This window comes from Streptomyces capillispiralis (genome assembly GCF_007829875.1).
Classification (GTDB): domain Bacteria; phylum Actinomycetota; class Actinomycetes; order Streptomycetales; family Streptomycetaceae; genus Streptomyces; species Streptomyces capillispiralis.
This window is the reverse complement of the sequence record NZ_VIWV01000001.1, coordinates 432,634-453,842: the sequence shown is the minus strand read 5'-3', so window position 1 is coordinate 453,842 and position 21,209 is coordinate 432,634. Positions and strand designations below refer to the sequence as shown.

The following is a 21,209-nucleotide window of genomic DNA, read 5'->3' as shown; positions in this document are numbered from 1 at the left end:
CTTGGTCCCCCGGTCCCTGGAACGTACGGCCGGTGGGCACCCGGGACCCATGACGCGCGGGAGCGAGGGACGGACGATGACCGACGGCCCCGGCGCCCTCCTCGCCGGCGCCCGGCGCCGCGAGAAGCAGCGGCCCGGACCGCTCGCGCCCCCGCGCGCACCCGGCGGCAGGCGGCCGCTCGCGGTGCTCGCCGCCGTCTTCACCCTCGCCCAACTCGCCCTCGTCCGACCGGTGCTGGGCTTCGGCTGGGACGAGGTCGTCTACATCAGCCAGGTCACCTCCCACCACCCGGCCGCCTTCTTCAGCGCCCCCCGCTCCCGGGGCGTGTCCCTGCTGGTGGCGCCCATCGCGTCCTGGTCCTCGTCCACGGTGCTGCTGCGCGTCCACCTCGCCGCGCTCTCCGGCCTCGGGCTCTACCTCGCCCTGCGCGCCTGGCGCGGCCTGTTCCCCACCCGGGTCCTGGTCACCGCCGGCGCCTTCTTCGCCTCCCTGTGGGTGACCCTCTTCTACGGCCCCCAGGCCATGCCCAACTACTGGGTCGCCCTCGGCGCGCTGATCACCGTCGGCTGCTTCCTGCGCCACCGCGGGGACCCTACGGCCGGCGGCCCGCTGTGGGGCGTCGTGGCGGGGGCGGCGCTCATGGCCTGGATGCGGCCCACCGACGCCGTCTGGGTGGCCGTCCCGCTCCTCGTGCTCGCCCTGCTCGCCCGGCACGGGCGGCTGCTGCTCGCCCTCACCGGCGGACTGGTGGCGGGTGCGGCCGAGTGGGTGATCGAGGCGTACGCCGGGTTCGGCGGCCTGGGGGAGCGGCTGGCCGAGGCCTCCCGCGTCCAGGGCGGGCTCGGCGTGCAGATCGCCGTCGACGACCAGCTGCGCAGCCTGGGCGGCCGTGCCCTGTGCCGGCCCTGCACGGGGGCGATGCCGCACCCGGTGATCACCCTGTGGTGGTTCGTCCTGCCGCTGCTCGCCGTCCTCGCACTGGTCGTCGCGGTCCGCGCCGGACGCACCCCGCGCACCGCCGTCCCCCTGGCCTGCGCCACCACCGCCGCGCTGCCGTACCTGTTCATGATCGGCTACGCGGCGCCCCGCTTCCTCCAGCCCGCCTACGCCCTGCTCGCGGTCCCGGTCGCCGACGCGCTGTGGTACCTCGTCACCGCACCGCGCGGGAGGTGGCGGCCGGCCGCCAGGGCCCTGGTCGCGCTCGGGCTGGCCGGCCATCTGACCGTGCAGCTGACCGTCCTCGTCCACACCGTGGACCGCAACCTCGACAGCCGCCGCGACTGGGCCCGCATGGCCGCTGAGCTGCACCGGCTCGGTGTCCGCCCGCCCTGTCTGATCACCGGCCACGAGGCCATCCCCCTCGGCTACTACGCGGGCTGCTCCTCCGGCGCGACCGCCGGGAACAACGAGAACACCACGGTCGCCGAGATCCTGCGCACCGCGGACCGCGTCCCCGTCGCCACGCTCACCGGCCCCGGCGGCACACCGCCCGGCTACGCCCGTGGCTGGCCCGTCCACCGGATCGGCGACCTCCAGGCCCGCATCGCCCCCGCGCCCGGGTGACGGCCGTCCCCCGGCCACGGGCGGGTGTTTCCGGCGCGCCCGGACCAGGTAGGAGTCCGGTTGTCGGTACGCGGAGGGGCGACGAGGGGGGAGTACGGCATGGCGGCGAGCGATCACGAGGGACGGCTGGGGGAGGAGTTCTTCACCCCGGGCACCTCGTCCTTCACCGAGTTCCTGGCGGCCCACCGCCCCGAACTGCTGGCCACCGGGACCCCGCACCGGGGCGTCCGCGCCCCCGAGGCCCCGCACGGCACCACGATCCTCGCCCTCACCTACGGCGACGGCGTGCTGGTCGCCGGCGACCGCAGGGCCACCATGGGGAACCTGATCGCCCAGCGGGACCTGGAGAAGGTGCTGCCCGCCGACGACCACACCGCGATCGCCATCGCCGGCACCGTGGGGATCGCCCTGGAGATGGTGCGGCTCTACCAGGTGGAGCTCGCCCACTTCGAGAAGATCGAGGGCATCCCCATGACCCTCACGGCGAAGGCGACCCGGCTGGCGGCCATGATCCGGCAGAACCTCGCCCAGGCCATGCAGGGCCTCGCCGTCGTCCCGCTGCTCGCCGGCTACGACACCACCGCCCCCGGGGGCGGCAGGGGCCGCATCTTCTCCTTCGACGCCGCCGGCGGCCGCTACGAGAAGTCCGCCTTCCACGCGGAGGGCTCCGGATCGCCGTACGCCAGGGGAGCGCTGAAGAAGCTGTACCGGCCCGGCATGGCCCGCGACGAGGCCGTCCTGGCCGCCCTGGAGGCGCTCTACGACGCGGCCGAGGACGACTCCGCGACCGGCGGCCCGGACGTCGCCCGCCGCATCTTCCCGGTCGTGTCGGTCATCACCGAGGACGGATACGAGCGGCTCACCGAGACGGACGTCCGGCGGCTGAGCCTCACCGTGGTCGAGCGGCGGCGGTCCCGGCCGGACGGGCCGAACGCGCCCGTGTGACCCGCTCACCACGGCTGACGTCCCCTGTCGTCCGGCGCACTGGGTTAGAGATCGCGTGACGGGAAACGCGGATCTGACACCCGCGGCGGATCCGGCAGCCGCGGAGGAACGAGCCGACGCAGCGTGACAGGGAGGCAGTCATGGGCACCGAACCGATGGCCGACGACGCGTACCAGCCCACCGGCAGCAACGAGGAGCAGGAGGACGCCGCGCCGCTCGACATGCAGGACGCCGTCGACGAACGGACCTACGACGACACCCTCGACGAGGGCTACTCCCCGCCGGAGAAGCCGCTCGGCGTCACCAAGTACGGCACCACGGCCGCCGAGCAGCATGAAGGGGAGAGCCTGGACCAACGGCTGGCCCAGGAGGTGCCGGACACGTCCGGGCCCGAGGGGGACGGTGTGGGTGACCTGCCCGGCGGCGAGGGCGAGCCGGTCGATCCGGAGGCGGGCACCGGCCGGGCCGGACGCCTGGTCGCCCCCGACGAGGGCGCCCACGCCGACACCACGAAGGAGAGCGTCGCCGAGGACGTCGGCATCGACGGAGGCGCCGCGGGCGCGGAGGAGGCCGCGATGCACGTCGTCGAGGACGGGGCGGCGCTCCCGGACGACGCGGACAGAAGCTGACACGCAGAGCGCCGCCGGTCCGGGTGCGCCCTCGCACCGGACCGGCGGCGCTCTTCCGCCGTGCGGGCACGGCCTGGGGCATCTCAGGGAAGGATCTTGTCGAGGGCGGCGGGCCCCTCCTCGGCCAGCTTCCGCCGCGCCCAGTCGAGGTTGCGCGGGGTGAGGTCCTTGCCCGAGGCAAGGACCAGGTCCTCCGGCGACACATCCGTGCCGGTGCGGGCGTGGAGCAGGCTGTCCGGGGTGGCGCGGTCCTCGGGCCGCCGGGACGCGTCGGGCTGGGACGTCGACATCTTCTGGCTCCTCGGGTCCGGATCACTGTTGCGGCCCCGGTGCTGTCATCGGGTCCGATATCACCATTCAACGCGGGAGCCCGCCGTGCATCCGGAACGCTCGCGGCACCGCGGTGAAGGGCCGCCTCCTGGCTTCCCGGGGTACCTTCCCGGGCCGACGGGAAACCTGCTCCCGAGGTGCCGGCCCGGGCGGCGCACCCCGGGGGCGTCCGCCCGAGGGGGCGACGGCAGGGCCTAGAAGGGCGTGAGCGTCAGCCGCAGGCCCGTCGGGGCCGTGTCCTGGATGTACGAGGCGAAGTCGGCCACGTCGTCGAAGGCGAAGCCGTACGCCTTGCCGTCCTCGGTGGCCGTGTGCATGGCCTTGGAGTAGTGGTTGGTGAGCTCGGTGCCGTAGAAGACCGAGGGGTCGGTGGTCGGCTGCTCGGGGTGGCTGAGGAGCGTCGAGCGGTTGAAGCCGGCGCCCAGCACCGCGGCGACCGGACCGGTGGTGCCGTCGTTGGGCGCGGCCAGGGCGCCGTCGCAGAACAGCACGTCCCGGGTGGACGGCTTGCCGAAGGAGACCTGGGCGGGCCCGTCGAAGGTGAACCGGTCGCCGCGCACCCGGCCGGTGAAGGTCCCGGCGTTGGTGGTGATCCTGAGGTCCTTGCCGGTGTAGGTGCTCCACACCTCGTCGATGTACGGGGCGAGGTAGTCCTTGGCGAACAGACCGGCGTCCAGGCCGTGGCCGGGGGCGATGATCCGGGTGTCGTCCACGACGAGCCGGGAGAACGCCTCCACCTGCTTGACGGCGGCGAACGCGGCGGCACGGCCCCCTTCGCGCACGGTGCCCGTCGTCTGGTCCTTGGCGCCGGTGAGCCGGATGCTCAGCGGCACGCTGAACATGTCGACCATCGTCGTGTTGCAGAACATGCCCGAGGAGTTGTACGTGAACTCCGCGCAGTCGTGCAGCACACCGTAGTTGGGGTCCGAGGTGACCCAGCCGGCCGGGTACTGGAGCGCCGCGTTGCCGTTGCCGTCGGTGACCGCCTTGAACTTGAGCTTCTCGCCGAGGGAGACGTAGATCCGGCCGGACATGTACGGCAGGGACAGCTTCGTCTCGCCGCTGCCGGCCAGGCTGATCGCGTAGTCGGTGAAGCCGTCGGGGCCGTTGTCCGAGGCGGCGATCGGGGCGAGGGTGCCCTCGGGGGTGACGCGGACCTGACGGCCGTCGGCGTTGCCCACGATGTAGAGGTGCACGTTCTCGTTGCCGAAGGAACCGGTGCTGTTGGCGATCGTCAGCGGCAGCGGCCCGGCCGCTGCCGCGGTGGCCTTCGGCTCACCGGACTGCCCGGCGAGGGCGTGGGGGGCGAGCGCCGCCGCGGCGGGGACGGCCACGGCCGCGCCGCCGAGGGCGAAGAGGACCTTGCGGCGGCCGAGGGTGCGCTGGTGGCGAGGAGTCATGTGGGGGGTCTCCTGGGGACTCGTGCGGCTTTCGGACCACGCCGGCCGACGGGGAGGCACGGACACCAGAGACGCACTGCCTGAGAGCGCTCTCATGCCGTACGTCGGGACCGGCGCGCGCTCTCGATGGTAGGGACCGCGACGGACCCCGCCAATGGTCCGACTTGTCCTCAACACGCTCTGACCTGGGGCTACTTGAAACAATGACGAAGAGCCCACGAGTGCTTAACCGGCCTTTAAGGGTGACTTAAGGTGGTCGGGCCGGGTGAGCACGCTGCGCAGTGGGAGCGCTCCACTGCGCAGCTGGTGCTGGTGCTGGTGCTCGTGGTGTCGGGATCGGGTGCGGGGCACCGGCTGCGGGCCGGGTCAGCGCGTTGCGCCGTGGAGCGCCGTCTCCGCCGTGGCGAGGATCTCCGTGACCCGGAGGGCGAACGCCGCGTCACAGGGGTGGGGAGTGCCGGTGCAGGCCGCGGTGAGAAGGGCGTCCAGGGCCCGGGTGAGCGCGGGGACCGCTCCGTCCGTGGCCTCCGGGAGGACCGTGACCCCCGCCTCGCCGCGGAGTTCGACCTCGGCACCGGCGGCGGCCCGGGGAGCGGTCAGGCTCAGGGTGAGGCTGCTCGACGCGCCGCTCGCATGGTCCAGGACGAGGTGGACGGTGTCACCGGGACCGTACGCCGCCGCCGTCACCCGCCGTGCGTCGCCGAGGACCGGGAGCAGCACGGACAGGGCGTGCGGGCCGACGTCCCACAATGCGCCCTTCTCCCGCCGCCAGGGCGACGCCGCGAAGGGGCTGCCGTCGTCGGTGAACACCGCCCCGAGCCACTGTGCCCGCCCGGTGAACCAGCCGCCGGCGGCGGCCTGTTCGGTGATCCAGGCCTGAGGTCCCGGCTGGAACCGGGTGGTGAAGAAGACCACCGAGGCGACCTGCGCCTCCGCGGCCGCCTCGACCACCGCCCGCCCCTGCGCGACCGTCGGCGCCAGCGGTTTGTCGAGCAGCAGATGGCACCCCGCCCGCGCCGCGCGCACCGCCAGCTCCGCCTGCACCGCCGGCGGCAGCGCGACGGCGACGGCGTCCACGTCGGCGAACAGGTCCTCCACGTCGTCGTAGGCCCGGGTGCCGTGCTGCCCGGCGAGTTCGGCGGCGGCCTCGGGCCGGCGGCCCCACACACCGGCGAACTCCAGGTCCTCGTGCCCGCTCAGCGCGGGGGCGTGTGCCAACTGCGCCCAGGGGCCGGTGCCGAGCAGTCCGATCCGCATGCCGCCGCCTCTCCCGGGCCCGGCGTTCCCAGCCGGGCCGTCCATGCCTGTCGCGTGCCACCGACGCGGTTGGCGTTCCGCGTGGAAACGATGATCCCTGCCGGAAAGCGATGTCAACAGCTGGTTGTCGGGATCGGCCTGGATCGGCCGGGGTCGGTCGGGATCGTCCGATGGCCTGCGGGGGTGGCGCGGCCGGGGGAGCGGCGGTCCTGCTCTCCGGAGCGTTCGGGCAGCGCCCGGTCACGGTCACGGTGCCGGTGACCGCCGGGCGCCGGTGCGCCGGTCCAGTGCGCGGGCGCGCGGGGCGGTGCGCGCCGGTGGGGGCGCCGTGAGGAGGTGTGCGTGCGGGGCGGTGCGCGTGTGCGGTGCGCGTGCTGGGCGGTTGCCGAGGAGCGGCGCACGCGGGGAGGCGTGCCGAGCGGGGCGGCGCGCGCGGAGCCAGCGTGCGGGGGCGGCGCGCCGAGGAACGGTGCGGGCGCGGGACGGCGCGCCGAGCGGCGGTCGCGGGGCGGCGGCCGGCCCCCGAGCCGGTCCGCCGGTGGGCTCAGCCCTCGGACTGGGTGATGTCGACCATCCACGGGACGCCGAAGCGGTCCGTGCACATCCCGAACACGTCTCCCCACATCTGCTTCTCCAGCGGCACGGACACCGAGCCGCCGCTGGACAGCTTGTCCCAGTAACCGCGCAGCGCGCTCTCGTCGTCGCCGCTGACGCTCACGGCGAAGGCGTTGCCCGGTGCGTGCTCCATGCCCGGCGGCATGTCGGCGCCCATGAGGGTGAAGCCGTCGGTGGTCCGGAGCATGCCGTGCATGATCTTGTCGGCGTTCTCCGCGCCCGGCTGGCCGAACTCGCCGTAGGTGTTCAGGCGCAGCTCGCCGCCGAAGACGTCCTTGTAGAACTCCATCGCCTGCCGTGCGTCCCCGTCGAAACTCAAGTACGGGTTGAGGACCGAGGCCATGAGTACCTCCCGTAAGGGTGCGAAGGATCGGCTCCGCGCAGCGTAACGCCGGGCACCGACAGCCGCGCGGCGGCGGCATCGCCGACGGATCCCCGATTCAGTGCCCCGTCTGCTGAATGCGTTCGCTTTCTTCTATTGGATTTCCGGCCTGACCACGACCAGGCTGGTACGCGCTCTGCCCACGCCTTTCCAGACCGCGCACCGCGCGACGAGACAGCCGGAAGAGGTCACGCGCTCATGCACACCCGCCGTATCGGTGACGTCGAGGTCAGCGCCGTCGGACTGGGCGCCATGCCCATGTCGATCGAAGGGCGCCCGGACGAGGCCCGCTCCCTGGCCACCCTGCACGCCGCCCTGGACGCGGGCGTCACGCTGATCGACACCGCGGACGCCTACCACCTGGGCGCCGACGAGGTCGGACACAACGAGATCCTGATCGCCAAGGCCCTCGCCTCCCACGAGCGGGGCGGCGAGGTCCTGGTCGCCACCAAGGGCGGTCACCTGCGCCCCGGTGACGGCAGCTGGACGCGGGACGGCAGCCCCGCGCACCTGAAGCGCGCGTGCGAGGCGTCGCTGCGCCGGCTGGGGGTGGAGGCGATCGGGCTGTACCAGTTCCACCGGCCCGACCCCCGGGTCCCGTACGCGGAGTCCGTCGGCGCGCTGCGCGAACTGCTGGACGAGGGGAAGATCCGCATGGCCGGCGTCTCCAACGCCGACCCGGAGCAGATCCGGCAGGCCGACGAGATCCTCGGCGGCCGGCTGGTCTCCGTACAGAACCAGTTCTCCCCGGCCTTCCGCTCCAGCGAGCCGGAGCTGCGCCTGTGCGACGAGCTCGGCATCGCGTTCCTGCCCTGGAGCCCCTTCGGCGGCATCTCCCGGGCCGGTGAACTCGGCTCCGCCCACGCCGCCTTCGCGCGGATCGCGCAGGCGCACGGGGTGAGCGCGCACCAGGTGTGCCTGGCGTGGATGCTCGCCAAGTCGCCGGTCGTCGTGCCGATTCCGGGGGCGAGCCGGCCGGAGTCCGTCCGCGACTCGGTCCGCGCCGCCGACCTGGTGCTGACGGCCGGGGAGATCGCCGAGCTGGACGCCGCCTGAGACCGGCGGCCCGTCTCAGGCGGTGGACGCCGCCGACGCGGCACCCCGCACGCCTGGTCTACTCCTGGCGCCGCAGAGAAAGCGCTTGCTGACCATGTACTCCGGGGAGGACCACCACCGATGGCGACATCGCCGGAAAGACCGCTCGACCACCGCTACCGGGGCGAGCACCCGATCCGCACCCTCGCCTATCTGCTCAGGGCGGACCGCAGACGCCTGGCCGGTGCCGTCGTCGTCTTCACCGTCAAGCACAGCCCCATCTGGCTGCTGCCCCTGATCACCGCCTCCATCATCGACACCGTCGTGCAGCACCAGCCGGTCTCCCGGCTCTGGACCAGCACCGGCGTCATCATGTTCATCCTGGTGGTCAACTACCCCCTGCACCTGCTGTACGTCCGCCTGCTGTACGGCAGCGTGCGCCGCATGGGCACCGCGCTGCGCTCCGCCCTGTGCACCCGCATGCAGCAGCTCTCCATCGGCTACCACTCCCGCGTCAGCGCCGGTGTGCTCCAGGCCAAGGTCGTGCGCGACGTGGAGACCGTCGAGCAGATGGTGCAGCAGACCGCCGAACTCGGGCTCGGCGCGCTCACCGTGCTCGCCGGCGGATTCGTCATCATCGCCGTCCGCACCCCCGAGTTCCTCCCCGTCTTCCTGGTCGTCGTGCCCGCCGCGGCCGTGCTCGTCGCCAAGCTCCGGGCCCGGCTGCGCACCCACAACGAGCACTTCCGCCACGAGGTGGAGGCGCTGTCCTCCCGGGTGACGGAGATGACGCGGCTCATCCCCGTCACCCGCGCCCACGGCCTGGAGGGCAAGGCCCTGCGCCGCATGGACGGCACCCTGAACCGGCTGCTCACCTCCGGGATGCGCCTGGACCTGGTCAACGGCCGCTTCGGCTCGCTGTCCTGGGTTGTGCTCAACGTGGTCGGCGTGCTGGTGCTGACCGGCGCGGCCCTGATCTCGTACTACGAGGTCTGGGGCGTCACGCCCGGCGACGTCGTGATGCTCAGCGCCTTCCTGACCACGCTCACCAACTCGACGACGACGCTGGCGGGGCTGGCCCCGGTCATCACCAAGGGGCTGGAGTCCGTACGCTCCGTCGGCGAGGTCCTACAGGCTCCCGAACTGGAGGACAACGAGGGCAAGTCGGAGGTCACCGCACTGCGCGGGGCCATCACCTTCGAGGGCGTCGGGCACGCCTACGACACCGACGAGCGGCCCGCCGTACGGGACTTCACCCTCGACGTCACGCCCGGCGAGACCATCGCGCTGGTGGGCGCCTCGGGCGCGGGCAAGTCCACGGTGCTCAACCTCGTCATCGGCTTCATCCGCCCGACCTCGGGCCGGCTGCTGCTCGACGGGACCGACATGAACAGCCTCGACCTGCGCACCTACCGGCGCTTCCTGTCGGTGGTGCCCCAGGAGTCGATCCTCTTCGACGGCACCGTCCGGGAGAACGTCGCCTACGGCATGGACGACGCCGACGAGGCGACGGTACGGGCCGCGCTGCGCGACGCCAACGCGCTCGAGTTCGTCGACCGGCTGCCCCAGGGCCTCGACACCCTCGTCGGGGAGCGTGGCGCCCGCCTCTCCGGCGGCCAGCGCCAGCGCCTCGCCATCGCCCGCGCCCTGATCCGGGACCCCAAGGTGCTGGTCCTGGACGAGGCGACGTCGGCGCTGGACACCCGCTCGGAGGCGCTGGTGCAGGAGGCGCTGGCCCGGCTGCTGCGCGGGCGCACCACGTTCGTCGTGGCGCACCGGCTCTCCACCGTGCGCGGCGCCGACCGGATCGTGGTGATGGCGGACGGGCGGATCCAGGAGATCGGCACACACGAGGAGCTGCTGCGCCGGGGCGGGGCGTACACCGCGCTGCACAGCGGACAGGTCGCCTGAGACGGTCAGTAGACGACAGTTTTCGGTCAAATGCGGTCGGTGGAGGAAATGGGGTGAGTGCTTCCGCCTGGTCGGGGCATACGCAGCGGAAACCAGAGAGAGGGGCGCTTCGTGCTCGGACCGGAAGCCAAGGCCGTCAGACCGGAACCCACAGTCGTCAAGCCGGCACCCAAGGTCGTCAGGCAGGTGCTGACGCGCTACGCGACGCTGCGGATCGCCCAGGCGGAGCGGTACTCGCCCGCGGCGGCGCGGGAACTCGACGACGTGACGCACCGGCTCTGCGTGATGATGGGCACGCCCGTCCTCCGCGACGCCATAGCCCGGGCGGACGCCCTGCTCGCCGGGGCGCGACCCACGGACGGCCGGACCCCGGCGGCGGACGGGGAGGGCCTGCCCCTGGCCGGCTGAGCCGCCGGACCGCCGGACCGCTGGACCGCCGTCCGGGGGCCTACGCGCTGCCCGCGGTGGCGCCGCGCCTGCCGTTGAACGTCGAGCGATAGGCGTACGGCGTGGTGCCCACCACCTTGCGGAACCGCTCGCGGAAGGCCGTGGGCGACCCGAACCCGGACTGCTGGGCGATCCGTTCGACCGTGTAGTCGCTGTTCTCCAGCAGGTACTGGGCACGCCGCACTCTCGCCCGCAGCAGCCACTGCAACGGCGTGGTGCCCGTCTGCTCGCGGAAACGGCGGCTGAAGGTGCGCTCGCTCATCCCCGCGCGGGCCGCCATCGCGCCGAGCGTGACCTCGTGCGCCAGGTTGTCCTCGATCCAGTCCAGCACGGGCTCCAGATCAGATCCGCGGGGCACGGGCGGGTGCTCGTGCACGATGAACTGGGCCTGGCCGCCCTCCCGCTCCAGGGGCATCACCGACATCCGGGCGGCGTTCGCGGCCACGGCCGAGCCCAGGTCCCGGCGGATCATGTGCAGGCACATGTCCAGCGCGGCGGCGGCGCCGGCCGAGGTGAGGATCTGCCCGTTGTCGACGTAGAGCACGTCCGGCTGCACGTCGACGCGCGGGAAGGCGCGGGCCAGTTCGGCGGCGGCCACCCAGTGCGTGGTGGCGCGCAGCCCGTCCAGCAGCCCGGCCTCGGCCAGCACGAAGGCGCCCACGCACACCGAGGCGATCCGGGTGCCCGCGCCGGCCGCCTGCCGCAGCGCCGCGAGCACGGCCGGCGAGGGCGGCGGCGCGCCTTCGGCGCGGCCCGGGACGATGACCGTGTCCGCGTCCGCCAGCGCCTCCAGCCCGCGGTCGACCCGCAGGGTGAACCCGCCGTCCGCGACCACCTCCGGCCGCTCTGCGCACAGCCGGACCCGGTAGGGGTGCCGGCCGTCGGGCAGTCGAGTCCAGTCGAACACCTGGAGGGGCGCCGCCATGTCGAACGGCACGACCGAATCGAGGACCAGGATCGCCACGGAGTGCATGACGGCCACCCTAGGGTCTGCCGTCAGACGATCTCCGGTCGGGGATCATGGCCGGTGATATGGACGGCGGCTGTGCGGCCCCGTCAGCAAGCCCGCACCCGCCTGGGTCGCCGCGCCCACAGCGCGCGCACCATGGTCAGTTACGGAGGCCACCGGGCGACAGGGCTCCCGGCCCTCCGGAGCGTGCCGCTCCGGCGACCTGATCGGCTGAAGTGCCAGGGGCTTTCTCGTCACTCCACAGCGCGGCCGATGAGTCCGCGGCTACCGGCCGGTCCAAACTCGTGACAGCCCACGAAAGGACACCGCCATGTCGGAGCTTCTCGTCGACTTCATCACCTCCCTCGACGGCTGCGCATCGGCGCGGGGATGGCCCGGGCTCTGGGGCCTCGACGGGCCGGAATACCTCGCGTGGCTCGGCGAACAGCCCAAGGCCACCTACCTGATGGGAGCGAACACCTACCGCCTGATGTCGGGCTTCGCCGCAGGCCGGGCCCCGGATGGCCAGGACGAGTTCAGGCCGGAAGAGGAGGCGTCCTTCGACGCGCTCACGCAGGCGCCCAAGGTGGTGTTCTCCTCCTCGCTCGAGGAGCCGCTGACGTGGGCCAACGCCACGCTCGTCCGCGACGACGCCGTCGAGGCGGTCCGCGCCATGAAGTCGAGCGGCTCGGAGTTCCTGAGCACGATCGGCAGCCTCAGCCTGTGCCGGTCCCTGCTCCGGGCCGGACTCGTCGACCGCTTCCGCGTCGTGATGTTCCCGGTGATCACCGGGGCCACGGGCGAAGAGCGCATCTACGACGGCTATCCGGACGTCGCCCTCGACATGATCGGGCACCGCACCTTCGACGGCCGCATCCAGCTGGTCGAGTACAAGCCCCGCGTGCTCGACCACCCGCCGCTCGGCACCCCTGAGTGACGTCACCCCGTCCGCCCGTCCGCCGGACACGGAGCAAGACCTGATGGGGGGCGGAACGGCCGGCGTCAGGACGCCCGGTCCGTCGTCGCTGTGCGACGGGAGTCGACGCCGCGGCAGAACAGGCACTCCCGGCCGGCGGAACCGCACGTGGCATCCGAGGGCTACCGCCAGGTGCTCACCGCGCACCAGTCCGCCGCGCCGGCGCGACGGTCGGACCAGGCACGGCGGAGGCAGTGGAGCGGAAGAACCAGGGCGATGCGCCGGCCGAGCCGCCGGCCAGCAGTTGGGCAGCCGCTCGCGGTCCGCCGGCCGGGTGGTCAGATGCCCATGGAGGCCATTTCGATGGGGGAGCGGTAGTTGGCCGCGGCGGTGACCACGCAGGCGCGGTAGGTCCGGTCACTCTTGACGGCCAGGAAATAGTCCCGAAGGTTCTTCCAGTACTTGACCAGATAACTGAGTCCGGGCACGAAGCCGACCGGGCGCGGTACGAGGGCGAACGCCTCGCTGCACTTGAGGATCTCACCGGTGGCCGTGGACAGTACGTCGGCGACCTCGGCGTTCATGTTCCAGCCGACCGCCAGCTCGGGCGTCCAGATGGCACCGGCGATGGCCCGCAGCTGCTCCTGTTCCTCGGGCGTGGGGTCGCTCATCACGATCGACTGTGCGGTCACCGGCGCACCGGTCTGCGGACCGCCGGCGGCTGCCGCGGCCGGTCCCGCCATGGCCGTCGTGACCAGGACCGCCGTCAGCGTGACGGCGACCCTGGTGCCTCTGCCTCTTCTGTGCCCGCTGCCTGTGATCACCGTTCGTTCCTCCCCTGGACGACTGCCCCCGGCGCGGGGGCCGTCCGAAGGTGACATGGTGCCGACAGGGCGGTCAACGGCGGCAATCGCGCCACACGCCCTCGTGATCCGGCCGGGACCTGAGCGCGCGTCCGGCTGACGACGACGGCTTCTGACTGGGGGAGACCTTCTGGCCGGCGGCCGCTGCCGGCTGGTCGGTCGGCCGTACGGGAACGACGACCGTCGGCACCGGCCCCGTCTGGCGGGAATCCGTTGGATCCTGTCGTTCCAGCCTCTGGGGGAGCGGCCGGCGGGTCCCTAACGTGAGCCCGGCACCGCCGATCACACCATGGAAAGAGCCCCGGTGACCAAGCTCCTGCTGTCCCTCCACGTCCTGGCCGCCATCATCGCCGTCGGTCCCGTGACCGTCGCGGCCAGCATGTTCCCCCCGGCCGTACGCCGTGCCGCCCCGGCCGGGGACGACGGGCCCCCGGCGACGGCCGTGACCACCGTCGCCCTGCTCCACCGCATCTGCCGGGTCTACGCCCGCATAGGCGTCGCCGTGCCCCTCCTCGGCCTCGCCACCGCCCTCGCCATGGGCGTCCTGGGCGACGGCTGGCTCATCACCTCGATCGCCCTGACCGCCGCGGCCGCGGGTGTTCTGCTCGCCTTCGTGCTGCCCCGTCAGGACGACATCATCGGGCAGCTGCACGGGCACCGGCCCGTCGACCGGCAGAGCACCGTGCAACTCGCCATGTTCACGGGGGTGTTCAACCTGTTGTGGGCGACCGTCACGGTCCTGATGATCGTCCGCCCCGGCTCGACGACGGGGGCCTGACCGCCCTGCCCCGGCCCCCGGGACCCCCGGCGCGGCACCTGCGGGGTACCCCTCGGGTGTCACTCGTCCCGGGGAATTCCCACGTCACGGTGGACGGGCGCTTACACTCGGCAGTTGCGTCCCCGCACCGGGGCCGTCGAGCAGAAAGGCACGTTGTCGGGTGTTCCAGGATTCCCCCATCTACGACCGACTCATCGCGGAGTGCGGCGACGTGCCCGCACAGGTCCGCCGCGAGGCCGAACGCGTGAGCAGGGAACTGGAGCTGGTCATGCGGCCCCTGCAGTCCCCCGGTTACGCCCCCGGCCTCGACCACCGGCCGCAGTCCCCGGGCAACGGCTGGCAGCGCACGGCCATGCTGCCCGGCCCGAGGCCGCACTGACCCCCCTGTGACGGTCGCTCACCGCATCGCGCTGCCCGCCTCGTCGAGCTCCGCGGGCTCCTCGGGGACGGGACGGGACAGCCACTCGGCGATGGTCCGGGCGATCGGCTGCCCCGTCTCCACCTCGACGAACCCGAACTGCCCCGACTGATTGCACTCCAGGAACCACCACGTCCCGTCGGCGTCCTCGGCGAAGTCGAATGCCCCGTACGCCAGTTCGGCCCGGTGAAGATAGGCGCGGACCGCGTCGGCGGTGCGCGCCGGGACCTCGACCGGCTCCCAGGGCGGGCCGGGAGTGGCGAAACGCACATCCACCTCCTGCGGATCCGCGTCCGCGGCCGTCGTCTTGCGGGCCGCCAGCAATCGCTCGCCCACCGCGGTGAGCCGGATGTCGGCCCGCTTGGCGACCCGCCGCTGGAGCAGCGTCGGCCCGAACGCGACCGCCGAGAAGTCCGTGTCCGGCGCCACCCGGCTGGTCGGCACGGCCCGGGGCGGATCCTGCGGATGCGCCCCGGACACCGGCTTGACCACCAGATCCGGGAACCGCTCGGCGAACTCCCGGGCGGCACGCGGGAACGTGGTGATCAGCGTGGCGGGCACGGGCAGCCCGCAGCGCTGCGCCAGCCGCAGCTGCCACGGCTTGTGGCGGGCCCGCAGGGCCGCGTCCGGGTGGTTCATCCAGCGCGCGTCACAGCCGCGCAGCATGCCGTAGAGCGCCTGCGAGGCCTCCTCCGTCAGCCACGCCGACGGCTGCGGCGCGCGGCCGGCCGGAACGCCCGGCCGGCGCACCCATACGGACCGCAGCCCGCTGATGCTCACCAGCCGCCCCCCGACGGAGAGATGACCGCGGAAGCGGCCGTGGACGTACTCGCCGGACAGCGAGACGCCGTGGGTCAGATCGGCGGGGTCGAGGCGCACCACCGGCACTCCTGAGCCGTTGAGATGGACCACCACCATGTCGGCGGTCACATCCTCCTCGCTGGTGAGGATCAGCACGGTCATGGTCTACGGTCCGCGTTCAGTCGTCGAAGTGGGTCTTGGAGCCCGCAGTGGACGTCGTCGTCCCCACCTCACGCAACAGAGCGTGGTCGCAGGCCGCGATCCGTCCGTCGCCGAGTACGTTCAACTGCAGTCCGGAGTCATACGCGTACGGAGTGGCAACGGCCAACTCCACCGCCGGACGTGCGTAGTTGAGCGCGAACGGTTGCATCGTCTCTCCCTCGTCGGTGCTGCGCCGATCAGGCAACGGCCCACAGGGCGCCGCCGCTTGGTCCGCCGACTTCTTTTGGCTTCCAGAGACTTATACGAATCGAACGGGTGGTTGGTTTCCTCACGGAGCGTAATCATTGGCGGGGTGCCGGCCCCGCCGCCGAGGGGGCGCGCCGGGCACCCCCGCCCCGAGGGAGCCACGCATGGTGCGCAGGGCGAGCAGCAGCACGCCGATGTCGTCCAGGTAGATCGGGTCGGGCAACAGATCCGCCGGCATGACCAGATACAGGACCGCGCCCCAGAACAGCCAGGGCGGCCCCGTGGGCAGCCCCGCCCGCCGCAGCTCCCGCCGCGTGCGGACGAGGCGGACCAGGACGGCGACGGCGCCGCCCAGCAGCGCGGCCGCGAGGACCGCCGCGACGGTCAGCAGCACGGTGGTCTTCTCCAACGGACCGCCCTCCTTCCAGTGACCCTTCGCCGCGGTCCTCGCGGCGACACAGCCGTCTCCGAGCGGATTCCCGCTCCGGGCGCCGGTATGGCGGCGGGGACCGGCCATGCGCGCCCGCGTCGAATGCCCCGCGGCGTGCCCGCGAAACACCGGATCCTCGCAGGTCATACCGGTGGCCCAGTCGAGTGGCAGCGAGCGCCTGGGGCGCCTAGAAATGGTCATCAGCCTTCCCCAGGGAGCCGACCATGACCACTTTCTCTTCGTCCTCCTCCTCGAACGAACCGGTCATACCCGCCGAGGCGGCCGCATCGGAGCCGCCCTCCGCCACGACGGTCACCGCGACCGGCACCCACCGCCTCGACCCGGCACGCCCACGCCGCCGGGCGGCGGAGCCCGCGGACCGCACGCACCCGGTGGACGCCGCGCACCCGTACGATCCGGTCGCCACCGTCGACCTGGTGGACCCGCTGGAGTCCGCACAGCCGCCGGACCCCGTGCGTCCGCCGGGCCCGGCGCATCCCGACGCCCCCGCCACCGGGAAGCCGTACGGCGATCCGGTCAGCGACCTGGTGCACGCCGCCGTGTCGGACCGGCCGCTGGAGGAGGTCGTCGACCTCATCACCGCGCTGGAGCGCTCGCCCGAGCACGCCCGCGCCGTGGTCGACGCGCTGCGCGCCGCCGGGGTCGGCCGGTCGGTGGAGGACGTCACCCGCCTCGTCGCCCGGCTGACCCGGCCGCCGCGCGACGCCGACAGCGCGGACGAGACGATCCGTGCGGCGGCGGCCCACCGTTCCGTCGAGGACGTCACCCGGCTGGTGGCGCTGCTGCACAGCGAGCCGCTGGCACCCCACTGCCGCGAGGAGGCGCTGCGGGCCGCCGCGACCGGCCGGTCCGTCGACGAACTGGTCGAACTGATCGACCGTCTGGCCGCCCACCGGCCACCCGAGCCCCCCGGCCGTCGGGCGACGGGATCGCCGCCCCGCCCCGGCCCCGAGGCCGGCGCAAAGCCGGAGGCCGCGCGCCGGCCCGGCCGGCTGCGCTCCGCCGCCCGTGAGGCGGGCCCCCGCCGGCCCCGGCGCCCCCGCCCCGCCCCTTCCGCCGGGCCCGGCACCGGGCGGTTCCGGCTCCCCGGCACCCACACCCGTGACCGCACGCCCGAGCCGGTGAACAGGCCGGTCGTCTGGTCCGGATGGATCGCCGCGACGGCCCTCGCGGTGTGCGCCGTGCTCCACTTCCCGTTGCGGAGCGACGGCGTCCCCCTGCGCCTGCACGCCTTCACCGTCGGCCTGTCGGTGCTCTGCACGGTGCTGGCCCTGATCCTGATGGTGCGCCCCGGCGCGATGGCGCTCGTGGGCGCGTTCGTGGTCCCGGCGGTCCTCGCCGGGGCCCACGCCTACGGCGGCTCCTTCCCGTCGGCGGCCCTGCCCCGGGCGGTGGACCTCGCCCTCGCGCCCCCGTGGATCGCCGTGACGGCCGCCGCCGCGGCCGCGCTGCTGGCGCTGGCGGCACTGGTGGTCCGGGTGGCGTCACCGTTGCCGGCCGCCACCGGCCGCCCCGGCCGACGCCCGCGGCCCGCCGCGTAACGGGACGACCGCTCCGGCCGCCCGCGAACCGGCCGCACCGTCCTGAGGGGTGGCGCGCGCCCTCTCGCGTGGCCGGGGCGCCGCCCCCGTCCGCCGCCCGACGCGACCGACAGGACTCAGTGGTCGGACGTCGTCGACTGCGGCTCGGGGGCCGGGTCCCCGGCCTCCTCGGCCGTGGTCCGGCGGGGCTTGGGGCCGCCGGCCTTGAGGCGTTCCAGGGTGCGGGTCAGCTGCTGGAGGGGGGAGGGGGACGGCGTGCGGGGGGCCGGCGGCCGCCCGGTGCCCGGGGCGTCGGCCGCGTCCCGGAACGCGGCCAGGGCCTCGTTGGCGCGTTCGGCGGCCTCCCGGTACAGGTCGCGCGACTTCGTCATGGCCTCCAGGGCCTCGGCGTACATGGCCACCAGCGCCCGCTGGCGGGCCAGTTCCTCCTCGACCGTGAGCAGCCGCCAGTCCTCCCGCAGCGCGGTCAGGGCGTCCTGCGCGCCGTCCGGCAGCGCGCGCGGCAGCGCGTCGTACCGGGTCACCGCGTCGATGAGGTCGCCCGGTTCCGTGCCGTCGAGGAACACCGCCCGCACGGCGAAGGCCTCGGCGTCGTACCCCTCGGGGGCCGGGGCGCCGGGCAGCACCACCGCACCGCCGCGCGGCACCTCCACACCGAACTCCCGCAGCGCCCAGTTCGCCACCCGCGACTGCTGAGGCGTGGCCCGGTGCTCGACGACGCGGTGCCGCAGCCCCGGCGGCAGCCAGCGCGCGAGCGGCACCCGGCCGCGCTCGTCCGTGGTCATGGCCTCGTGGACGAGCACATGGATACGCCACGCGTCGCGCGCGCAGTCCCGCAGCAGCCGTCGTACGGCCTTGTCGTCCTCCGGGAGCGGATTGATCTCCTCCAGCCGCAGTCCCGTCGCCGCGTCGAGGTACCACTCGGCGTCCGGCTCCTGTGGCCAGAACATGGCGGCGGGGGAGGGCCAGGAGGGGTCCCAGGGCTGTTCCGCCTCGGCGACCAGCGTCCAGTCCCGGCCCGCGTCCGTGCCGGGCCCCAGGCTCAGCCGGGCGCGCACGGTGACCTCACCGGCGGCCCGCAGCCTGGCCTCGAACACCAGGTCGGGTGCGGTCCCGGAGGCGGGGAGTTCGAGGAAGTCGTCGATGGCGTGGCTGTCCTTGAGCAGGCGCAGGCCGCGCCGGAGCTTTTGGTCGGCCGCGGCTGCGGGGTGGCGGCCGCGGGTCAGCCAGACCGTGGAAGGGATGGTGGGACGGACTGCGGGGGAGGTCGGCATGGGTCCAGTGGTGAGCGGGGGTACGTGCTGCTGTCAGTATCGTCGCCGCCGGCGGGCGACATGACACGGGGGTTCCGCCGGGCGGCGGTCCGGCCCGCCCCTACCCGGCTCCTACGGGCCCCCATGCGGCCGCGGGCGTCCGGCGTGTCGCACGCGGCCCGTCGCGCGCGGGGTGTGCGCGGCGCACACGCGGTGACGCGCTTCACCCGTGGTCCCGGCGCCGCGGACCGCACCACAATGGGCCCCGCGGGCAGGGCCGGTCCACCATCCGCATCGGGGCCGGCCCTGCCCGCACCCGTCCGTGCCGCCCGGTGCCGGGACTCATGCCGGGCGGGGAAAAGCGCGGACCCTATCAGGGGTGCACCTTCCCCCGTGCATATTCCACCGGAAAAAGCCAAAGCCCTCACCTCGGTCGAGCACACACCGTAGCGTCGAAGTCACGTTCGCGGTACAGCCGTGCGAGAAGGGGGATCCGGCGTGCCCGGAATCGACGAGAGCCTGCTGGAAGCCATGCGTCTGCCGGGGGCGCGCGGCGCCCTGGTGGCCGACTGGATCAGCGGGCTCGCCCTCGGCGCGGTGGGCGAGGCACCGGGCGGCGACGCGGAGGCCACGGCCGCCGAGACCGCCGAGCTCGCCCGCCTGGCCATGGAGAGCGGCACACTCGCCCCGGCCGACGGCGCCCCGAGCGCGCCCCGCGCCGCAACCGCGCCCGGCCCCGCAACCGCGCCCGGCCCCGCAACCGCGCCCGGCGCGGCAACCGCTCCAGGGTCCGTTTCCGCGCCCGGCGAGGAACCGCCCGTCCAGGACCTGATCCTCACCACCGCCGACGCGTACCACCTGCTGCGGTTCGTCGTCACGGCCTTCGACAGCACGGTCTTCCTCTACCTGTGGCTCGACCGCGCCGAAGGCAACCTCGCGCTGGCCCGTATCCGGCTGGCCGAGATGGCGGACCGGCTGGTGCTCGGATGACCACGGCGGCGCCCGCCGACGGGACCGCCCCGGAACTCCTCGGCACCCTCGCGGCCGACCACGCCACCGGGGCCCTGTCCACGGAGTCGGGGATCTTCTACCTCTCGGCGGGACGCGTCCTCCACGTCGAGTCCCCGTACAGCCCCGATCTCGGCGACCTGCTCACCCGCAGCGGCGCCGTCGCCCCGTCGGGCTGGTGGGAGGCGGTCGAGCGGGCCGGGGCCCGCCACCGCGTCGGCCGTCACCTGGTGGACAGCGGGCGCCTGACCGCCGGGGCGCTGGAACTGTGCCATCTCGGCGCGCTCTTCGATGCCGCGTACTGCGCGCTCGCCCACGACGGCGCCACCCTCCGCTTCCGCCCCGGAGCCGTCCACTGGCTCGGCGCGGTCCGCCCCGTCCCGGTGGCGGCGGTCCTGCGCGAGTCGTGGCGCCGCCGCGACCTGCTGCACCGCATCTGGCCCGACCCGGCCGTCGACACCGCCCCGCTCGTCCGCCTGCCCGGCGCCGGCCCCGCCGGACTGCCGCCGCGCCGCGGTCGCACCCTCGCCCTGGTCGACGGCGTCCGCACCGCCGCCCAGATCGCCTCGGCCCTGGGCCACCGCACCTTCCACACCCTCGTCGAACTACGCCGTCTGGCCGCCGACGGACTGGTCACGCCCGCGCCACCCCCGCCCGCCGTCTCCGCCCCCGGGGCGGGCGGCGCGACGTGGGACGAGCCCGACACAGCGCTGCTGAGACGGCTCCTGGACGCCCTGGAGGCCCTGTGATCCGCGCGCGCCGGCAGCGTGCCGAAAGGAGACTGCTCATGGCCGTCGAGACGGACGTACTGGACGAACTGCGCCGGCTCCGCAGCCGCGTACCCCGGCTCGCGGGCTCCCTCGCGGCCACCGTCGACGGCCTCGTCCTGGCCCACGACGTGCCGGACACCGAACCGGAGGGACTGGCCGCGCTCACCGCCGCCTCGCTGGGCGTCGCGCACCGCATGACGGACGCCGCCGCCCGCGGCGAGTTCCGCGAGCTGCTGGTCCGCGGCAGCCGGGGCTACGTCGCCACCTACGCGGCCGGCACCACCGCCGTCCTCACCCTCCTCGCCGACGACCGGGTCAACGTGGGCCGGCTGCACCTGGAGGGCCGCCGCAGCGGCGCCCGGATCGCGGAGCTGGTCGAAGCCCGCACCGGCCCGGGCGGCGGACGGCACGCCGACCGGCCCGCGCCCCCGGAGCACCCCCCGCCCGCGCCCGACCCGGCCCGGCCCATCGGCACCCTCCCGGTGCGGACCCCGCAGCGGCCGGCGCACCGGCCCCGGCCCCAGCCCGGCGGCTGACC

The 21,209-nt window shown here is 74.0% G+C and carries 23 protein-coding genes; 13 read left to right on the top strand and 10 right to left on the bottom strand.

From position 1 onward, the window contains the following. Positions 1–76 precede the first annotated feature (76 nt). The 3 genes from FHX78_RS01405 to FHX78_RS01395 all read left to right on the top strand — a co-directional run bounded on the left by FHX78_RS01405 (position 77) and on the right by FHX78_RS01395 (position 3,138). Entirely contained in the window at positions 77–1,564 is a 1,488-nt protein-coding gene (locus FHX78_RS01405) for a hypothetical protein (RefSeq protein ID WP_145865627.1), read from the top strand. A 99-nt stretch (positions 1,565–1,663) separates the two neighbouring features. After that, on the top strand, positions 1,664–2,509 hold the full coding sequence (gene prcB, locus FHX78_RS01400) for a proteasome subunit beta (RefSeq protein WP_145865626.1): 846 nt from the start codon (positions 1,664–1,666) through the stop codon (positions 2,507–2,509). A 140-nt stretch (positions 2,510–2,649) separates the two neighbouring features. After that, positions 2,650–3,138: a DUF5709 domain-containing protein gene (locus FHX78_RS01395; protein WP_145865625.1), complete on the top strand. Its 489-nt coding sequence runs from the start codon at positions 2,650–2,652 to the stop codon at positions 3,136–3,138. A gap of 83 nt (positions 3,139–3,221) precedes the next feature. On the opposite strand, the gene FHX78_RS01390 is transcribed toward FHX78_RS01395, so the two are convergent. The 4 genes from FHX78_RS01390 to FHX78_RS01375 form a co-directional block, all read right to left on the bottom strand. Continuing rightward, the gene (locus FHX78_RS01390) at positions 3,222–3,428 is read right to left on the bottom strand and encodes a hypothetical protein (RefSeq protein WP_145865624.1); all 207 of its coding nucleotides are present in this window, start codon (positions 3,426–3,428) and stop codon (positions 3,222–3,224) included. A 234-nt stretch (positions 3,429–3,662) separates the two neighbouring features. Further along, positions 3,663–4,868, bottom strand: coding sequence for a glycoside hydrolase family 64 protein (locus tag FHX78_RS01385; protein WP_145865623.1), 1,206 nt, complete (start codon positions 4,866–4,868; stop codon positions 3,663–3,665). A gap of 366 nt (positions 4,869–5,234) precedes the next feature. After that, positions 5,235–6,125, bottom strand: coding sequence for a Gfo/Idh/MocA family protein (locus FHX78_RS01380; RefSeq protein WP_145865622.1), 891 nt, complete (start codon positions 6,123–6,125; stop codon positions 5,235–5,237). Positions 6,126–6,669: 544 nt separating this feature from the next. Next, the gene (locus FHX78_RS01375; protein ID WP_145865621.1) at positions 6,670–7,083 is read right to left on the bottom strand and encodes a VOC family protein; all 414 of its coding nucleotides are present in this window, start codon (positions 7,081–7,083) and stop codon (positions 6,670–6,672) included. A gap of 237 nt (positions 7,084–7,320) precedes the next feature. Between FHX78_RS01375 and FHX78_RS01370 the strand changes: the two genes are divergently transcribed. From FHX78_RS01370 to FHX78_RS01360, 3 genes are all read left to right on the top strand, one after another. After that, a complete protein-coding gene (locus tag FHX78_RS01370; RefSeq protein ID WP_145865620.1) occupies positions 7,321–8,178 on the top strand; it encodes an aldo/keto reductase in 858 nt (285 codons plus the stop codon). 120 nt (positions 8,179–8,298) lie between these two features. Next, on the top strand, positions 8,299–10,068 hold the full coding sequence (locus FHX78_RS01365) for an ABC transporter ATP-binding protein (protein WP_145865619.1): 1,770 nt from the start codon (positions 8,299–8,301) through the stop codon (positions 10,066–10,068). 111 nt (positions 10,069–10,179) lie between these two features. Continuing rightward, the gene (locus tag FHX78_RS01360) at positions 10,180–10,476 is read left to right on the top strand and encodes a DUF5133 domain-containing protein (protein ID WP_145865618.1); all 297 of its coding nucleotides are present in this window, start codon (positions 10,180–10,182) and stop codon (positions 10,474–10,476) included. Positions 10,477–10,516: 40 nt separating this feature from the next. Here the strand turns inward: FHX78_RS01360 and FHX78_RS01355 are convergent, their stop codons facing one another. Next, positions 10,517–11,488, bottom strand: coding sequence for a GlxA family transcriptional regulator (locus FHX78_RS01355; RefSeq protein WP_145865617.1), 972 nt, complete (start codon positions 11,486–11,488; stop codon positions 10,517–10,519). A gap of 307 nt (positions 11,489–11,795) precedes the next feature. Here FHX78_RS01355 and FHX78_RS01350 point away from each other — a divergent pair, with 307 nt between their 5' ends. Continuing rightward, the gene (locus tag FHX78_RS01350; protein ID WP_145865616.1) at positions 11,796–12,401 is read left to right on the top strand and encodes a dihydrofolate reductase family protein; all 606 of its coding nucleotides are present in this window, start codon (positions 11,796–11,798) and stop codon (positions 12,399–12,401) included. A gap of 317 nt (positions 12,402–12,718) precedes the next feature. Here the strand turns inward: FHX78_RS01350 and FHX78_RS01345 are convergent, their stop codons facing one another. Then, entirely contained in the window at positions 12,719–13,204 is a 486-nt protein-coding gene (locus FHX78_RS01345; RefSeq protein ID WP_229924066.1) for a hypothetical protein, read from the bottom strand. Positions 13,205–13,547: 343 nt separating this feature from the next. Here FHX78_RS01345 and FHX78_RS01340 point away from each other — a divergent pair, with 343 nt between their 5' ends. Beyond that, entirely contained in the window at positions 13,548–14,021 is a 474-nt protein-coding gene (locus FHX78_RS01340) for a hypothetical protein (RefSeq protein ID WP_145865615.1), read from the top strand. A 160-nt stretch (positions 14,022–14,181) separates the two neighbouring features. Next, positions 14,182–14,400, top strand: a complete 219-nt coding sequence (locus FHX78_RS01335; protein ID WP_145865614.1) for a hypothetical protein — start codon at positions 14,182–14,184, stop codon at positions 14,398–14,400. A gap of 18 nt (positions 14,401–14,418) precedes the next feature. Here FHX78_RS01335 and tgmB read toward each other — a convergent pair whose 3' ends face one another. From tgmB to FHX78_RS01320, 3 genes are all read right to left on the bottom strand, one after another. Then, the gene (gene tgmB / locus FHX78_RS01330; RefSeq protein ID WP_145865613.1) at positions 14,419–15,402 is read right to left on the bottom strand and encodes an ATP-grasp ribosomal peptide maturase; all 984 of its coding nucleotides are present in this window, start codon (positions 15,400–15,402) and stop codon (positions 14,419–14,421) included. Between the two features lie 16 nt (positions 15,403–15,418). Continuing rightward, positions 15,419–15,610, bottom strand: a complete 192-nt coding sequence (gene tgmA / locus FHX78_RS01325; protein ID WP_004935783.1) for a putative ATP-grasp-modified RiPP — start codon at positions 15,608–15,610, stop codon at positions 15,419–15,421. A gap of 120 nt (positions 15,611–15,730) precedes the next feature. Then, positions 15,731–16,057 (bottom strand): YkvA family protein, encoded by a 327-nt coding sequence (locus tag FHX78_RS01320; protein ID WP_145865612.1) that lies wholly within the window; start codon positions 16,055–16,057, stop codon positions 15,731–15,733. A 245-nt stretch (positions 16,058–16,302) separates the two neighbouring features. Here FHX78_RS01320 and FHX78_RS01315 point away from each other — a divergent pair, with 245 nt between their 5' ends. After that, positions 16,303–17,640, top strand: coding sequence for a hypothetical protein (locus FHX78_RS01315; RefSeq protein ID WP_145865611.1), 1,338 nt, complete (start codon positions 16,303–16,305; stop codon positions 17,638–17,640). A 116-nt stretch (positions 17,641–17,756) separates the two neighbouring features. Here FHX78_RS01315 and FHX78_RS01310 read toward each other — a convergent pair whose 3' ends face one another. Beyond that, positions 17,757–18,914, bottom strand: a complete 1,158-nt coding sequence (locus FHX78_RS01310) for a peroxisomal biogenesis factor 19 (RefSeq protein WP_145865610.1) — start codon at positions 18,912–18,914, stop codon at positions 17,757–17,759. A gap of 477 nt (positions 18,915–19,391) precedes the next feature. Here FHX78_RS01310 and FHX78_RS01305 point away from each other — a divergent pair, with 477 nt between their 5' ends. Genes FHX78_RS01305 through FHX78_RS01295 form a run of 3 tightly spaced genes read left to right on the top strand, consistent with a single transcriptional unit; the run spans position 19,392 to position 21,207 of the window. Then, entirely contained in the window at positions 19,392–19,883 is a 492-nt protein-coding gene (locus tag FHX78_RS01305) for a hypothetical protein (RefSeq protein ID WP_145865609.1), read from the top strand. Beyond that, complete coding sequence (locus FHX78_RS01300) at positions 19,880–20,650, top strand: DUF4388 domain-containing protein (RefSeq protein ID WP_145865608.1); 771 nt, start codon at positions 19,880–19,882, stop codon at positions 20,648–20,650. Before FHX78_RS01305 ends, FHX78_RS01300 begins: the two co-directional genes overlap by 4 nt. A gap of 38 nt (positions 20,651–20,688) precedes the next feature. Continuing rightward, positions 20,689–21,207: a roadblock/LC7 domain-containing protein gene (locus FHX78_RS01295; RefSeq protein ID WP_145865607.1), complete on the top strand. Its 519-nt coding sequence runs from the start codon at positions 20,689–20,691 to the stop codon at positions 21,205–21,207. Positions 21,208–21,209: the final 2 nt, after the last annotated feature.

Bases quoted from the DNA above. Each gene is read 5' to 3' on its own strand.
- FHX78_RS01405 (WP_145865627.1), top strand. From the start codon at position 77: ATGACCGACGGCCCCGGCGCCCTCCTCGCCGGCGCCCGGCGCCGCGAG.
- prcB (WP_145865626.1), top strand. From the start codon at position 1,664: ATGGCGGCGAGCGATCACGAGGGACGGCTGGGGGAGGAGTTCTTCACC.
- FHX78_RS01395 (WP_145865625.1), top strand. From the start codon at position 2,650: ATGGGCACCGAACCGATGGCCGACGACGCGTACCAGCCCACCGGCAGC.
- FHX78_RS01390 (WP_145865624.1), bottom strand. From the start codon at position 3,428: ATGTCGACGTCCCAGCCCGACGCGTCCCGGCGGCCCGAGGACCGCGCC.
- FHX78_RS01385 (WP_145865623.1), bottom strand. From the start codon at position 4,868: ATGACTCCTCGCCACCAGCGCACCCTCGGCCGCCGCAAGGTCCTCTTC.
- FHX78_RS01380 (WP_145865622.1), bottom strand. From the start codon at position 6,125: ATGCGGATCGGACTGCTCGGCACCGGCCCCTGGGCGCAGTTGGCACAC.
- FHX78_RS01375 (WP_145865621.1), bottom strand. From the start codon at position 7,083: ATGGCCTCGGTCCTCAACCCGTACTTGAGTTTCGACGGGGACGCACGG.
- FHX78_RS01370 (WP_145865620.1), top strand. From the start codon at position 7,321: ATGCACACCCGCCGTATCGGTGACGTCGAGGTCAGCGCCGTCGGACTG.
- FHX78_RS01365 (WP_145865619.1), top strand. From the start codon at position 8,299: ATGGCGACATCGCCGGAAAGACCGCTCGACCACCGCTACCGGGGCGAG.
- FHX78_RS01355 (WP_145865617.1), bottom strand. From the start codon at position 11,488: ATGCACTCCGTGGCGATCCTGGTCCTCGATTCGGTCGTGCCGTTCGAC.
- FHX78_RS01350 (WP_145865616.1), top strand. From the start codon at position 11,796: ATGTCGGAGCTTCTCGTCGACTTCATCACCTCCCTCGACGGCTGCGCA.
- tgmB (WP_145865613.1), bottom strand. From the start codon at position 15,402: ATGACCGTGCTGATCCTCACCAGCGAGGAGGATGTGACCGCCGACATG.
- tgmA (WP_004935783.1), bottom strand. From the start codon at position 15,610: ATGCAACCGTTCGCGCTCAACTACGCACGTCCGGCGGTGGAGTTGGCC.
- FHX78_RS01315 (WP_145865611.1), top strand. From the start codon at position 16,303: ATGACCACTTTCTCTTCGTCCTCCTCCTCGAACGAACCGGTCATACCC.
- FHX78_RS01310 (WP_145865610.1), bottom strand. From the start codon at position 18,914: ATGCCGACCTCCCCCGCAGTCCGTCCCACCATCCCTTCCACGGTCTGG.
- FHX78_RS01300 (WP_145865608.1), top strand. From the start codon at position 19,880: ATGACCACGGCGGCGCCCGCCGACGGGACCGCCCCGGAACTCCTCGGC.
- FHX78_RS01295 (WP_145865607.1), top strand. From the start codon at position 20,689: ATGGCCGTCGAGACGGACGTACTGGACGAACTGCGCCGGCTCCGCAGC.